Raw genomic sequence first — 14,989 nt, forward strand, 5'->3', positions numbered from 1 at the left:
AAAGGCATCTTCGGATGCCTTTTTTATTTCCCAATCGCCAGATTTAAGCCCAATTATCCAAGCTATTTTTTCTCTTAAACCTTCTTCTTTCCCTCACAATATTGCATTACTGAAAATAGAACTGTAGGCGTCCTTGTGGCGGCGCTGAGGATAAAAAATGCCTGAAATTCTGATAAGTGTAGACAAACTGGACGCATGGTCTGCTTCGTGCACGGAAGTGCTCGACATAGCTGATGCCCTGCTAAGACGGGAATGGCATGTGATTCTATGTACCTCCTTTATTGGGAAGCGTCTTCAGCCAGAAATGGCCAGACTGCAGGCAACTGGAGACCTGACGATTGTTACAGAGAATGCGGGAGAACTGGCCGCACGCTATGACGTTATATGGGTCGTTAAAGGCTTTTTTTGCGAGAAACTGCTTACTGCTCTGTATGAGCAGAAAACGGCGGGCTCTTTTATCTTCCGTCATTATAGTGATTACAATGATCTTTATATTCCATGGGGCGCCGAGCTGGAGAATGCTCTGGCAACACGAGTGCTTGGCCTGTCGGCGTTTACGCAGACTATCCTGCTACAGACGGGGATCGAGGAAGACAAGCTACACCTGATGCCTTGGCTCGTGCCGGACGCTTACTGCGAAGATTATGCTGATCGTGAGGCGCAAGAGTTGCGCCGAATTCTCTATATCGCGGATAAAATGTCCGCTGAAATGTATGAAGTTCAGCAGCGCGCAGCCCAGTCGCAGCTATACATTGAATGGCTCGATTTAAGTGCTCAATCCGGGCGTATTGAACCAGAGTGGCTCGCGGGTTATGACGTTATTATCACGGATGAACAGTATGTTCCAAAAGCACTTGTTCTCGGTGTACCGGTCTTTTTAGCGCACGGGAACTACGTTGAAGGGTATTTGAGCGATACAAATCTTGCGTACTATGAAGCTAACTATTTCTCCGGGGTAAATTTGCGTTTTTGCCCGGGGGCAGACGAGTGGATTCAACTGCTGACCGACGGCTATGAAGATGCCATAAAATGGGTGCATAAAAATCATCAGACGTTCGTATCACGCTGGAGCCTTGAGCAGAATATTCTCACTGTGCTAGATTTTCCTGTGTCGCAAAGGCCTTATACGCTTTCTGAAAAAGATCGCTATGCGCTGGCATTTCACAGCAAAGCGCTGTTGCTCCAGCAGAGCGAAAACTACTCTATTACTCGCTGGATAAAGGATCGAAATATCACGAGCGCGCGTCGCGAGGCTTTACGTGCCTGTGCTGATGCCTTTCCGGACAGAGCCAGACTTGGTGTTGTTATCCTCGCGCAGAATAAAACGACTGAAGAGTACCAGATTACCCATGCATCGGCGCTCGCTCAATCGCTAGTGCCTATCTCTATAGAGGTGGCGTATTCTATTTCCGATATTAATGCGTTACTGGAAAACAGCCCTGCTCAGGCGTTGCTAATGCTCCCTGCGGGCTACACTCTTTTAGATGACGCGCTGCTGCGATTCGCTGAGCACCGAATTCATTACCCGGAGGCAAGTGTCGCCTATTGTGATGAAATGACGGTTGCCGAAAACGATGAACCGATTGTTACCTTGCGCCCCGGAGTTAATATCGATCTCCTGCGCAGTAAGCCTTATATTGGACAGGCGCTGCTAATTGATTGCCATGCGGCAAAGGCCGCTGGTGGGCTGAACCCTCTCTTTGCTTATACGCCTTTTATCGATTTGCTCTGGCGTCTGGTCGAGCTGCAGGGTACCCGTGTCTTAACGCATGTGCCTGAAGTGCTGCTCTGCAATTCTGAACCTGCGCAACGCTGGACTGAGCAGCCAGGTCTTATGGAGCAGCATCGGAACGGCGTACTGGCCCACCTTACGCGACTTGGTATTTCTGCCTCCTATGAGCCGGGAGCCGTTAAAGCTCTACCGCGCCTTCGCTATCACTGGGATGCCCAGCCGATGGTCTCTATTATTATCCCCACGCGCGATCGATTTGCTTTACTAAAGAACTGCATTGAAAGTCTGATGGAAAAGACCCGCTACGCTCGCTATGAACTGATGATTGTTGATAACCAGTCAGTAGAGGGCGATGCCTGTCAGTTCCTGAGCGATTTAGCGAGTCTTGGGCTGGAGCAGGTACGGATATTGCGTTATGACGAGCCATTCAATTTTGCTGAAATGGGCAACGCCGCCGCGCAGCAGGCGAGGGGAGATGTTCTCGTTTTCCTTGATAATGATTGTGAAATCATTGATGGCGCGTGGCTGGAAGCGTTACTGGAACACGCATTACGCCCAGAGGTGGGCGTGGTAGGGGCTCGCCTAGAGTTTAAGGATGGTCGGATCCAGCATGGTGGCTACCTGACTGGCGTTCAAAACGGTGTGGAGGTTGCTTTTGCCGGAGCGGGAGGGGCTGACTCAGGTTTTCACGACTATCTTTACGCCCCGCATAACGTAACGGCAGTGAGTGGTTCTTGTATGATGCTGCGAAAAGATGTGTTTTTCGCGCTTAATGGATTTACGCAAGAACGTTATCCCGTCTATTTTGCCGATGTTGATCTTGGAATAAGGCTGCAAAAGCAGGGCTATTTAAACGTCTGGACACCCTATTCGCGCGTTCAACATATGGGCGGAGCGACACGCCTTCTGGCCAATAAATACCAGGTTCCCGAACGACCGATGCTGGAACACTACGCACAGTTGCGTAACGAGTGGAAGGCCGAGCTGCTCATAGATCCTTCATATCATCCGCTCATGCAAAAATCCGGCGCGCTTTTCACCCTGAGTGAAAACAGTGCGCGTCTGCATGCCCCTCTTCCGGGACGTCCTGTACCAGTTGTGCTGGCGCATCATGTTGACTGGAATGGCTGCGGGCATCACCGGGTTATGCAGCCGTTTAAAGCATTGGAGCGTCATCATATGCTGGAGGGCGGTATGGTGAACAGCATTCCTTCAGTCATGGAAGCCGCGCAACTTCAGCCAGATGTGATTTTACTTGAGTCACTCACCGGGAGCCGTTTCCCGAACATTATTCAGCAACTGCGTGAGGTCTGTAATGCCAAAGTTATCATTGAGTACGATGATTACTTACTTAACGTGCCGTTGAAAAATGGTAATCGTGAAAACTACCCGCAACACATGGTCAAGAGCTTCCGCAAAATACTCGAAAGCGCAGACAGAATTGTAGTCTCAACGGCGCCGCTTGCTGAAGCCTATAGCCGTTTCCATCATGATATCCGCATTGCGCAGAACCGCCTTGCTCCCGACCAGTGGGGGCATTTGCTGAGTCAGCGGGGGGTAGGTAAAAAATTACGCGTTGGTTGGGCGGGGGGGAGTACCCATGCAGGGGATCTCCAAATACTGCTACCTCTGATTAAGGCGCTGGAGAATGACGTTGAATGGGTGTTTATGGGAATGAAGCCGCGTAATGTCCATTGTGAGTTTCACCCTGGCGTTCCTTTCGAAATGTACCCTGAAAAGCTGGCCAATCTGAATCTCGATCTGGCACTGGTTCCTCTAGAAATCAATCAGTTCAATGAATGCAAGAGTAATTTACGGCTGCTGGAAATTGGTACCTGTGGAGTACCGATCGTTGCCACGGATATTGCTCCGTACCGTTGTGGACTACCGGTGACCCTAGTTGAAAACCGTTTTAAAGACTGGATGAAAGCCATTCAGTCCTACCTCAATGACGCGGATTACCGGAGCCGCCAGGGGGATGAATTACGAAATGCCGTACAGCGCAACTGGTATCTGCGCGAAAATGGACTCAATGACTGGCAACAAGGTTGGTTGGCACAATGACTATGCATATAGATCTTCATTCTCCCTACCTGATTGCCGCACCGGACTACCGTGAATCGTCGTTGGGCATTCAGGTGCTTCACCGCTTATGCCATATGATCAATGAGCGTGGTGGTCGCGCCTGGATGGTTGGCTGTACCGTCAACCCCGAATGGAATGCGCCAGCGCTCACGGAAGAAGCCTATGAACAGGTCATCTCCAGCGGCAGGTCATGGATTGCTGTTTACCCGGAGGTCACTACGGGAAATCCTTTTTCTGCGCCGGTAACCGTCCGCTACATGCTAAACAGGGAAGGGGTCATCATGCAAAATGCCATTGATGCCGGTGCCGACGATCTCTTTTTCTGGTATCGCCCTGAGTTTGCAGATAAAGAACCCGATCCGAATATTCTGGGGATTGAATGTTATGACCTCTCACTCTTTCAGGATGACCAGCCAATTAAAGATAAAGACTTTCTCTACCTGAACAGAATCCCTGAATCTGCGCTTGATTTATCTGGGTTACCAGAAAACATCACTATTTTGTCAATGCGCAACCCTTTGTCATTACGCGAACTGGCGATGCTTCTGAAACGCGGGCGGGTGCTTTACACCTATGAGTCGTCAGGCACCTGCCTGCTAGCCATGCTATGTGGCTGCCCGGTCGTTTCGCTGTCTGTTCCAGGCTATGAGCATTATGCGTTGAACGAGCAATCGTTACAGGATATTGGTGGTGCCGGTTTCGGTTACTCCGATTCTCCGGAAGCACTGGACGTCATTCGGGAAGGTCTACCGATTGTCCGCGACGTTGTTCTGGCCAAAAGGCGACTTCTGGAAACCCAGTTTGAGCACTTCCTGTTTCTAACCCAAGCAAAAGCGCAGCAGCACGATGAGGTAAAGGAGCGCAACTCATTCAGCCACTGGATTTCTCACCGTACTCTGCCGACTACGGTTACAGCAGAAACTCGTCTGCTACACGTTATTCTTTGCCTGAATGCGCAGGTGAGCGCTATCGAAGCATCCGTCGCCTCACTTACCCGTCAGGGTGTTGATTCACGCACGATTCTTCTTGTTGCGCCAGAACCTGGGTATCACGCTACGACTATGGATATTCGCGCGGTTACGGTAGATAGCTGGGTTAGTGCTGTCAGGCAACTGGCTGAAACTGAGGACTTCGACTGGCTGCATTGCATCGACGCGGGTGTTGAATATACTGCGGCAAGTATTGGGTTGATGCGTAATATGCTCACGAAGGCCGGGGAATGTCAGGCCATTTATACGGATGAGGCAGTGCGCGCTGATGATGGTGAAATCACTCCGGTACGGAAACCGGATTTCAATCTCGATCTATTCCTCGCTGCGCCTCACCGCTATTTACGACGCGTCTGGTTCCGGCGCGAGAGCTGGCTAGCCACGGGAAAATTTAACCCTGAATTCAGTCAGTCTTTCGAATTTGACGCGTTGATCGATTACTTGCTGCAATGGGGAACGGGCTGTATTGGGCATATTACGGATATTATTACCCTGGTGCCTGCCTCAGTATTTGATTTCCCGTCTACGCTCGAAGAAGCACAGATTCTCCAGCGTTATCTGCAGCATCGTGGATTTTCTCAGGCCCGCGCCGTACAGCAAAAAAATCTGACATGGCGTATTAGCTATCCACAGCCAGAACGTGAAAAAGTCAGCATTCTGCTTGATGCGGGTGACGATCCGACGCGACTGATCCGCTGCGTTGAGAGTCTCATAAGTAATACCGAGTGGCAGAACAAAGAGATTCTGCTGGCGGTTGTCGAAAATACCAGTGCAGAAATGATTGATCTCATCAAGCAGATGCAGGAGGTGATGCCACTAACGGCGATCGTCTGTGGCGCTGAGCAAAATTACGCAAGTCGTATGAACCTCCTGGCGCAAAATGTGGCTGGTGATTTTATTTTACTTCTGGATCTCCAAACGCTTTTTGTACTGAAAAACTGGCTGACGACATTGCTTAGTCATGTAATTCGCCCTGAAGTAGGAAGCGCAGGACCAAAATTTATCACCGCCGACCAACGGTTGCTGAGTGCGGGAATGATCGCTGGGGCCGATGGTTGGGTTGGGCATGTTGGTCAAGGGGAACCCTGGCAAACAGAAGGCGAGCTGTCACGCTACCAGTGCGAGCAAAACTATTCCATCCTGAGCAGCAACTGCCTGCTGGTCAAGCGCGAAGCATGGCAACGGGTCGGTGGGCTGTCGGTTGAATATGACGACCAGCACGTCAATGATATTATTCTGCCTCTAAAGTTGAAACGGGCTGGTTATCTTGCCGTCTGGTCGCCGTTCAGTGTTGTGGTATCGGACAATACACAGCTTCTTGAAACGGTGTGCGTCAGTGAGAATTCGCAGCGCCAGACATTACTCGCTGAGATGCTGGAGGTTTTCACTGACGATCCGGCCTATAACCGCTATCTCAGTCTACAACGTCCATTGTTCCGCCATGGACCTCTTACGACCAACGTGTCTGACAATCTCTCCTTGACGCTCGCGAAGGTTCTGTTGCTGAAAAATGGTGAGGACTGCGAATACTCGAAACGTATAGCCGACTTGCTGCAGAATCTGTCGACAGATAACGCGATCTGCCTGATACGTGATTCTTCCGACCTTACCGTGCCAGAAATATTGCGTCTCGTACCGAAAATTGTGGTTCTAACCCATGCCCCGGATAAGGCTCTTTCAGCACGTCTTGCGGCCGTGAGCCGGATTATCCCTTTGCGAATTTATGCGCTGGCGGATTCAGCCGGGTCAGACAATAACGATCGGGATCAGGTAAACGTGGTGACGCGGTGGCTTACATGGTCTGCAAAGCGTGCAGCCCAGTTAAGCAAACGAAAAAGGCCGGTGTCGTGTCTGCCGGTGTTGCTAGGGTGTGAATGGGTGGCACAGTCGAGGCCGACGTCGGCCGAACGCAGACGCGTTTTGTGTATACCGGAAGCATTATCCGTAAAAGAGCGAGAATTTATTAGCCGGGTTATCGCCGCCACGCACGCCAGGGTGGATTGGATCATTTTGGGGGCCTGGCCCGCGGCGTGGCTACCGATGGTCGCAGAAACGGTTCGCTGGCAAGAGGAACGGATGTCACCTGAACAGCTGCATCAGTTGCGAGCCGACATAGCAATTATTTTCAGGCTGAACTGCGACCACAACCGTTTTAAAGATGACTATCAGGCGGTTCAGCTCGCAGCCTGTGGGATAGCGATCTTGGCTAGCGATGTCCCTTCATTGCACAACAATCTCCCCTTCCGGCGCCTTAAAGCTGACCCTCAGGTCTGGCAGAACGAAATCGTTAATGCCGACAGATACGTGGTTAGTCAGCGGGAGATTAGCACCTTCATTTACGATCGGGAGTCCATCCCTGAGGTTATCCGCGGGCTGTTTATGTAACAAAGGGTGCTTTCCGGGGCGTTTTTTACCCGGAAAGCTGAGCCGTTTGGGTAATTGAGTCCTGAAAGGTGTCTTGTTTTACCGATAGCAACTGTGTGCTCATCGCTATGATAGGACACCACCCCTTAGTCCACAGGTTTTCATATGAGTGATAACGTCTATGTTACCAGCCCGCTTTTGCCTCCCCTCGAGGAGTTTATTCCTTATCTGGAAAAAATTTGGCAAAACCGGATCCTGACAAACGGCGGCGAGTTTCACCAACAGCTTGAACAGGCGCTAGCGCGTTATCTTGGCGTAAAGTACGTGAGTTTATTCTCGAATGGTACGCTTGCTCTGCTGACGGCTATGCAGACTTTGCGGATCCGTGGCGAGGTGATCACCACCCCGTATTCCTTTGTTGCAACTTCTCATAGTTTGCTCTGGAATGGACTAACTCCGGTTTTTGCGGATATTGATCCCGATACGTTCAATATTGACCCTGAGAAAATTGAATCACTTATCACGCCGCAAACGTCAGCAATATTACCGGTACATTGTTATGGTATTCCTTGTGATACCGTACGTATTCAACAGATTGCCGATACGTATGGACTCAAGGTTATTTACGATGCTGCCCATTGTTTTGGCGTAAAAGAGAATAATACCAGTGTCCTGAACTATGGCGATCTTTCGGTCGTGAGTTTCCATGCCACCAAAGTATTTAATACCTTCGAAGGTGGTGCGATTATTTGTCATGACAGTAAAACCAAACAGAGAATTGACTATCTGAAAAACTTTGGTTTTGCCGATGAGGTCACCATCATGGCCCCAGGTATCAATGGCAAAATGAATGAGATCCAGGCGGCAATGGGCTTGCTCCAGTTGCAGCATATTGACGCGGCTCTTGCAGAACGCAAAGCGATCTATCTGAAGTATGTACAGCTGCTTGATGAATGGCTGCCGGAACTTCGCTATATAACCCCAGCTAACTCGATTGAATGGAATTTCGCCTATTTCCCGGTCCTCTTTGATGCTAGCATTATAAGCGCGCGCGATGAAATTTATAGCACCTTACGACAGCAGAATATTTTTGCACGACGTTATTTCTATCCTCTGATCAGTGAGTTTCAGATGTATCGTCAGTTTGCTACAGCTGATGCCCGACATCTTCCTGTAGCGTGGTTGATTTCGCGAGGCATTCTCTGTCTGCCTATCTATCCCGGCCTGACATATGAAAAACAGATCCAGATTGTGGAAATTATTAGAAACACGTTTTCGCTTTATAAAAATCCACAATGCGTCGCACATAGTGAGTCATAAATAAGGATTAGCAGTTGTGAAAATCGCAGTAATGCAACCTTACTTTCTGCCCTATATTGGTTACTTTCAACTGATGTCAGCGGTTGACCGCTTTGTTCTGTTTGACAATGTGCAGTACGTCAGGCAAGGCTGGATCAATCGCAATCGTATTTTGCAACACAACCAACCTGGCGTTATTACTCTTCCATTAGCGAAGGATTCCCGCTTTCTCGCTATCAACGATCGTCACTTGTCAGATAATTTTATTCGTGAGAATTTGCTCAATCAATTTATTGATGCCTACCGTAATGCGCCTTACTTTCATTCGATATTTCCGGTTGTTGAAGAGATCATCAATTGTTCTCATGAGAATTTGTCAGCCTATATATGTCACTCTCTGATGATATTGCGTCAGATGCTATCTCTGGAGTGTGAAATTATGCTCTCGTCTGATGTTGCCATTGATCATAAATTGCGTGCTCAGGACAAAATATTGTCCATTTGCTCTACTCTGGGGGCGCATACTTATATCAACTTGCCTGGCGGTCGCGAACTTTATGATAGTGAAAGCTTCCAGCGGCAGGATATCAATTTACAGTTTATCCAACCAGAATACGTTTGTTATCGGCAGTTTGGCGCTGAGTTTGTCCCCTGGCTCTCAATTATTGATGTCCTGATGTTTAATAGTAAAAATGAGGTAATCAATTTTTGTCAGCATCGCTGGGCTATGAGTGGTTAAGGAGTATGCGATGATATTACGCGTTAACACCGCCACTGCCATACAAATTGCAGGGCATCTTCGCGTTGGCGAATCTGATTTTGTCGATCATCTCATGAAGCAGGTTAATATTGAAAACTATGCGTCTAAAATTAAAAAATATGGCTGCACCTTTGAAGCGTGGAGCGATAACCAGTTGATTGGTCTTGTCGCGGCATATCTGAATAAGGAAAATCGGACCGGATTTATTACTAACGTCTCTGTACTACCCGGTTGGCAATCATGTGGCATCGGGAATCAATTGTTGCGAAACAGTATTCGCTATCTTGAAGAGGCGGGTGTTGAACACATCACCCTTGAAGTGCTTAGCATCAGAGAAAAGGCTATTAGATTGTATTCAAAACATGGCTTTATCATTTTTTCTGCAGAACAGGATACGCTCATGATGATGCGAAAAAGTAGAATGTCAGGTCCGTCCCAACCCCTTTAATTTGGTCCAGGGAAAGAGTAAGGCAGAAATAACCCCCCATTTCACCCACTATTCTCCCGATTAAAACCCCTCCAGAATCGGATAATCATGCCGATAACTCAACTAACGCAGGGCTGTTTATCGTGAATTCACTCTATACCGCTGAAGGTGTAATGGATAAACACTCGCTGTGGCAGCGTTATGTCCCGCTGGTGCGTCACGAAGCATTGCGCCTCCAGGTGCGCTTGCCGGCGAGCGTGGAACTCGACGATCTGCTACAGGCGGGCGGTATCGGGTTATTGAATGCAGTTGACCGATACGACGCTCTGCAAGGAACGGCATTTACGACTTACGCAGTTCAGCGTATTCGTGGTGCGATGCTGGATGAGCTGCGCAGCCGTGACTGGGTGCCGCGCAGTGTTCGCCGCAACGCACGCGAAGTGGCGCATGCGATGGGGCAGCTGGAACAGGAACTGGGACGCAACGCAACGGAAACCGAAGTGGCGGATCGTCTTGGCATTGCTGTTGAAGAGTATCGTCAGATGTTGCTCGATACCAATAATAGCCAACTCTTCTCTTATGACGAGTGGCGAGAAGAGCATGGCGATAGCATCGAGCTGGTGACGGATGAGCACCAGCAGGAAAACCCGTTACACCATTTAATGGAAGGGAATTTACGCCAGCGCGTCATGGAAGCTATTGAAGCTCTGCCTGAACGCGAACAGCTGGTATTGACCCTTTATTACCAGGAAGAGCTTAACCTCAAAGAGATTGGCGCTGTTCTGGAGGTGGGAGAGTCGCGGGTGAGCCAGCTGCACAGCCAGGCCATTAAACGCTTACGAACCAAGCTGGGTAAGTTATAGGTGATTGATTCACCTTAAAAATGCCGCACAACGTATTGACAACCAGGAGTTATCATGACGGTGCAGCAATCTAAAAGACGGCCTTTAAGCCGCTACCTGAAAGACTTTAAACACAGCCAGACGCATTGCGCCCACTGTAACAAGCTACTCGATCGTATCACGCTGGTTCGCCGCGGCGAAATCGTCAATAAGATCGCGATTTCTCGCCTCGACACGTTGATGGACGAAGCAGCATGGCTCGAAGAGCAAAAAGAGTGGGTGGCGCTTTGCCGTTTCTGTGGCGATCTCCACTGCAAAGAGCAAAGCGACTTCTTCGACATTATCGGCTTCAAGCAGTTCCTGTTTGAACAAACGGAGATGAGCCACGGCACCGTTCGCGAATACGTGGTTCGCCTGCGCCGCCTCGGGCAACATCTGACCGTGAACAACATTTCCCGCGATCTGCTCAAAACCGGTTATCTCGACGAGAACCTGGAGCCGTGGTTGCCTGCGACCAGCACCAACAACTACCGGATTGCGCTGCGCAAGTACGCACAATATAAGGTACAAATGCCGGGTGCCATAAAGCAGAAAGCCCACGCCGGAACAACTTCTGATATATATTAAAAAAGAATAAGATGTAGCGCAGTCGCCTTTGACGTTGCAGGCGATTTCTCTACACTACGTAAAAATTCCACTATATCGGGGTATTTATGAAATTTGCACTTCTGGGTCGTCAGGCGCTGATGGGTGTTATGGCCGTTGCGCTGGTTGCGGGCATGAGCGTGAAAACGTTCGCCGCAGAAAACCTGCTGAATAAAGTAAAAGAGCGCGGTACGCTGCTGGTCGGGCTGGAAGGAACCTATCCTCCGTTCAGCTTCCAGGGCGATGACGGCAAGCTGACCGGTTTTGAAGTGGAGTTTGCTGAAGAGCTGGCGAAACACCTCGGCGTGAAAGCGTCCCTGAAACCGACCAAATGGGACGGTATGCTGGCGTCGCTGGATTCGAAACGCATTGACGTGGTCATCAACCAGGTCACCATCTCTGACGAGCGTAAGAAGAAGTATGACTTCTCCACCCCGTATACCGTGTCCGGTATTCAGGCGCTGGTGAAGAAAGGCAACGAAGGCACCATCAAAACGGCTGCGGACCTGAAAGGGAAGAAAGTCGGTGTCGGTCTGGGAACCAACTACGAAGAGTGGCTGCGCCAGAACGTTCAGGGCGTGGATATCCGCACCTATGATGATGACCCGACGAAATACCAGGATCTGCGCGTGGGCCGCACCGACGCCATTCTGGTTGATCGCCTGGCAGCACTGGATCTGGTGAAGAAAACCAACAATACCCTGGCGGTAGCGGGTGATGCGTTCTCTCGTCAGGAATCCGGCGTGGCCGTTCGTAAAGGTAACGAAGACCTGGTGAAAGCGATTGATTCCGCGATTGCTGACATGCAAAAAGACGGTAGCCTGAAGGCGCTTTCCGAGAAGTGGTTCGGGGCAGACGTCACGAAATAAGTTTCTGACGTAAAAAAAGGCGCTTTTAAAAGCGCCTTTTTTATTTCTTACGCGTCTGCGTGCATAATGAAAAATATCACATTTTGTCTGAGTTACCGGAGCATCCATGTCACTACAGAATTTAACGCGCTTTCCCCGCCTGGAGTTCATCGGCGCGCCGACGCCGCTGGAGTATCTCCCGCGATTTTCTGATTATTTAGGGCGCGATATTTTTATTAAGCGTGATGACGTGACGCCCATGGCGATGGGGGGCAACAAGCTGCGCAAGCTGGAGTTTCTGGCGGCGGACGCCCTGCGCGAAGGCGCGGATACGCTCATCACTGCCGGGGCCATCCAGTCCAACCACGTTCGCCAGACGGCGGCCGTGGCGGCAAAACTTGGGCTTCACTGCGTGGCATTGCTGGAAAACCCGATTGGCACGCGGGCTGAAAACTATCTCACCAACGGTAACCGCCTGCTGTTAGACCTGTTTAACGTGCAGGTTGAGATGGTTGACGCGCTGACCGACCCGACCGCCCAGCTCGATGAGCTGGCGACGCGTCTGGAAGCGCAGGGTTTTCGCCCCTACGTTATTCCCGTCGGCGGTTCGAATGCGCTGGGCGCGCTGGGGTACGTGGAAAGTGCGCTGGAAATCGCGCAGCAGTGCGAGGGGGCGGTGAGTCTTTCCTCCGTCGTGGTCGCGTCCGGCAGTGCGGGCACCCATGCCGGGCTGGCGGTGGGGCTGGAGCAACTGCTTCCGGAGGTCGAACTGATTGGCGTGACGGTGTCCCGCAGCGTGGCGGATCAGAAGCCGAAAGTGGTTACGCTACAGCAGGCGGTTGCAGAGCAGCTGGAGCTGAAGGCCAAGGCCGATATTCTGCTCTGGGATGACTATTTTGCGCCGGGTTACGGCACGCCGAACGAAGAGGGAATGGAAGCGGTGAAACTGCTGGCGCGCCTCGAGGGCATACTGCTCGATCCGGTCTATACCGGCAAAGCGATGGCCGGACTGATCGACGGCATTGCGCAAAAACGCTTTAAGGATGAAGGGCCGATTTTATTTGTCCATACCGGCGGAGCGCCTGCGCTGTTTGCCTATCATCCTCATGTCTAAAAATCAGGTCGAAAAATAATAATGCAAGAAAGTATTCAACTGGTTATTGATTCTCTGCCGTATCTGCTGAAAGGTGCGGTATTTACGTTGCAGCTCAGTATCGGCGGGATGTTCTTTGGGCTGGTACTGGGGTTTATACTGGCCTTAATGCGCTTGTCGCCTGTCCTGCCGGTGCGCTGGCTGGCGCGCTTTTATATCTCCGTGTTTCGCGGCACGCCGCTTATTGCGCAGCTCTTTATGATCTACTACGGCTTACCGCAGTTCGGAATCGAGCTGGATCCGATCCCGGCGGCGATGATTGGCCTGTCGCTCAATACCGCGGCGTACACCTCCGAAACCCTGCGTGCGGCCATCTCCTCCATTGACAAAGGGCAGTGGGAAGCGGCGGCCAGTATCGGGATGACGCCCTGGCAGACGCTGCGCCGGGCCATCCTGCCGCAGGCGGCACGCGTGGCGCTTCCGCCGCTCAGCAACAGCTTTATCAGCCTGGTGAAAGATACCTCCCTGGCGGCAACGATTCAGGTTCCGGAGCTTTTCCGTCAGGCACAGCTCATCACCTCCCGTACGCTTGAGGTCTTTACCATGTATCTGGCCGCCTCGCTGATTTACTGGGTGATGGCGACAGTGCTCTCTGCTCTGCAAAACTACTTCGAGAACCAGCTTAACCGCCAGGAGCGTGATCCAAAATGAGTGCAATTGACGTCAAAAACCTGGTGAAGAAATTCCACGGTCAAACGGTGCTCCACGGGATCGATCTGGAGGTCGAGCAGGGCGAAGTGGTGGCGATTATTGGACCGAGCGGTTCGGGTAAGACGACGCTGCTGCGCAGCATTAACCTGCTTGAACAGCCGGAAGGCGGTACCATCCGGGTCGGGGAGATCACGATTGATACCGGGAAATCCATCAGCCAACAGAAAGGGTTGATTCGCCGCCTGCGCCAGCATGTCGGCTTTGTTTTCCAGAACTTCAACCTTTTCCCGCATCGTACTGTGCTGGAGAACATCATCGAAGGGCCGGTGATCGTTAAAGGTGAGCCAAAAGAAGAAGCGACGGCGCGGGCTCGCGAACTGCTCGCCAAAGTCGGGCTGGCGGGGAAAGAGACCAGCTATCCGCGTCGCCTGTCGGGCGGGCAGCAGCAGCGCGTGGCGATTGCGCGCGCGCTGGCGATGCGCCCGGACGTGATCCTGTTTGATGAACCGACCTCTGCGCTCGATCCGGAACTGGTGGGCGAGGTGCTGAACACCATTCGCCAGCTGGCACAGGAGAAACGTACGATGGTGATCGTGACCCATGAAATGAGCTTTGCGCGCGATGTCGCTGACAGAGCCATCTTTATGGATCAGGGACGGATTGTGGAGCAGGGGCCAGCGAAAAGCCTGTTCGCTAACCCTCAACAGCCGCGAACCCGTCAATTCCTTGAAAAATTCCTTATGCAGTAGCATTTTTGCACGCATTTGCTCCAGAAAATGACTCTGGAGCAAATTATTCTCCCTCTGCGCGAGGGCTTCTGTTTTTTTATTCCATCCAGATCGGATAAACCTTATCGATAGTAAAGTTAATTGTGCTATTGCCGATATTTTGTGGCTAGAAAAAAGTTTTATGTGTTAGCTTATATTCACCATAATAATGATTATCTGTTCAGAGGCTTCATTTAGTAAGTATGAAGGATTTAGACTTTTTCACCTGGCGACGGGATTGCTCCCTCCGGTTTCAGGAATTGACCTGTGCCGCCGAGGTATATCAGGAACTGGAGCGACAAACTCAGGCGCTGGAATTCGATTATTACGCGCTCTGCGTGCGCCATCCCGTGCCATTTACCCGCCCTAAGATCTCCCTGCAAACCACTTACCCAAAGTTGTGGATGGCGCAATATCAATCCGCGAA

The 14,989-nt window shown here is 50.9% G+C and carries 12 protein-coding genes; all 12 read left to right on the top strand.

What is annotated here, in order from left to right; translation table 11 throughout:
* Nucleotides 1-157: 157 nt before the first annotated feature.
* Nucleotides 158-3,796: a glycosyltransferase gene (locus tag N6P30_RS16730; RefSeq protein WP_032663264.1), complete on the top strand. Its 3,639-nt coding sequence runs from the start codon at nucleotides 158-160 to the stop codon at nucleotides 3,794-3,796.
* Nucleotides 3,793-7,191, top strand: a complete 3,399-nt coding sequence (locus tag N6P30_RS16735; RefSeq protein ID WP_050488732.1) for a hypothetical protein — start codon at nucleotides 3,793-3,795, stop codon at nucleotides 7,189-7,191. Before N6P30_RS16730 ends, N6P30_RS16735 begins: the two co-directional genes overlap by 4 nt.
* Before the next feature lie 144 nt (nucleotides 7,192-7,335).
* Nucleotides 7,336-8,490: a DegT/DnrJ/EryC1/StrS family aminotransferase gene (locus N6P30_RS16740; protein WP_023293883.1), complete on the top strand. Its 1,155-nt coding sequence runs from the start codon at nucleotides 7,336-7,338 to the stop codon at nucleotides 8,488-8,490.
* A 16-nt stretch (nucleotides 8,491-8,506) separates the two neighbouring features.
* Nucleotides 8,507-9,208, top strand: coding sequence for a WbqC family protein (locus tag N6P30_RS16745; RefSeq protein WP_023293884.1), 702 nt, complete (start codon nucleotides 8,507-8,509; stop codon nucleotides 9,206-9,208).
* A 10-nt stretch (nucleotides 9,209-9,218) separates the two neighbouring features.
* Entirely contained in the window at nucleotides 9,219-9,677 is a 459-nt protein-coding gene (locus N6P30_RS16750) for a GNAT family N-acetyltransferase (RefSeq protein WP_023293885.1), read from the top strand.
* Between the two features lie 122 nt (nucleotides 9,678-9,799).
* Complete coding sequence (locus N6P30_RS16755) at nucleotides 9,800-10,519, top strand: RNA polymerase sigma factor FliA (protein ID WP_008500338.1); 720 nt, start codon at nucleotides 9,800-9,802, stop codon at nucleotides 10,517-10,519.
* A 54-nt stretch (nucleotides 10,520-10,573) separates the two neighbouring features.
* Entirely contained in the window at nucleotides 10,574-11,125 is a 552-nt protein-coding gene (fliZ, locus tag N6P30_RS16760) for a flagella biosynthesis regulatory protein FliZ (RefSeq protein WP_008500339.1), read from the top strand.
* Between the two features lie 86 nt (nucleotides 11,126-11,211).
* Nucleotides 11,212-12,012 carry a cystine ABC transporter substrate-binding protein gene (gene tcyJ / locus N6P30_RS16765; RefSeq protein ID WP_021240470.1) on the top strand — a complete coding sequence of 267 codons (801 nt, stop codon included), beginning with the start codon at nucleotides 11,212-11,214 and terminating at the stop codon, nucleotides 12,010-12,012.
* Between the two features lie 106 nt (nucleotides 12,013-12,118).
* A complete protein-coding gene (gene dcyD / locus N6P30_RS16770; RefSeq protein ID WP_023293886.1) occupies nucleotides 12,119-13,105 on the top strand; it encodes a D-cysteine desulfhydrase in 987 nt (328 codons plus the stop codon).
* A gap of 21 nt (nucleotides 13,106-13,126) precedes the next feature.
* Nucleotides 13,127-13,795 (top strand): cystine ABC transporter permease, encoded by a 669-nt coding sequence (gene tcyL / locus N6P30_RS16775; protein WP_008500342.1) that lies wholly within the window; start codon nucleotides 13,127-13,129, stop codon nucleotides 13,793-13,795.
* Nucleotides 13,792-14,544, top strand: a complete 753-nt coding sequence (gene tcyN / locus N6P30_RS16780) for an L-cystine ABC transporter ATP-binding protein TcyN (RefSeq protein ID WP_008500343.1) — start codon at nucleotides 13,792-13,794, stop codon at nucleotides 14,542-14,544. The genes tcyL and tcyN overlap by 4 nt, the downstream gene beginning before the upstream one ends.
* A 221-nt stretch (nucleotides 14,545-14,765) precedes the next feature.
* Nucleotides 14,766-14,989: autoinducer binding domain-containing protein (locus N6P30_RS16785; protein ID WP_260629961.1), on the top strand; the 224-nt coding region annotated here is incomplete at its 3' end.

The organism is Enterobacter sp. PL1, assembly GCF_945957325.1.
Taxonomy (GTDB): domain Bacteria; phylum Pseudomonadota; class Gammaproteobacteria; order Enterobacterales; family Enterobacteriaceae; genus Enterobacter; species Enterobacter roggenkampii.